General features: G+C 63.8%; 1 pseudogene. It reads right to left on the bottom strand.

The window, feature by feature from the left end:
* A pseudogene (locus L975_RS18780) lies at positions 1–207 on the bottom strand (type IV secretion protein Rhs); the annotation flags it as partial.
* Positions 208–345: the final 138 nt, after the last annotated feature.

Raw genomic sequence — 345 nt, 5'->3', positions numbered from 1 at the left:
CTGGTCACCGTCCCAGCGATAGTGGACGCGGGTTATCGCGGTGAGTTGGCTCACCTGCCCCTCCCGCTCCTTGCCGATACGCCGACCAAAGGGGTCGTAGCGGTAACGCCAGCGGCTGCCATCGGGCAAAATGACCCGTTGCAGGCGGTCAAAGCCATCCCACTCAAATTGGGTGGTCTGAGGCCGGAAACCGGGGCGTGATACCACCTTTTCACTGAGCCGCCCGCACTTGTCGTAGCGGTATTGATTGGGCCCTATCTGGCTGACCCGGCCCGCAGCGTCATAACGGCGCAAGGGCTCGGCCTGCGCCTGCTGGCTGGATAACGGTTGCCCATCGCTGGGCAG

Source organism: Plesiomonas sp. ZOR0011 (assembly GCF_000800945.1).
Lineage (GTDB): Bacteria > Pseudomonadota > Gammaproteobacteria > Enterobacterales > CAMTGL01 > Plesiomonas > Plesiomonas shigelloides.
This window is presented reverse-complemented; position numbering and strand designations above follow the sequence as displayed.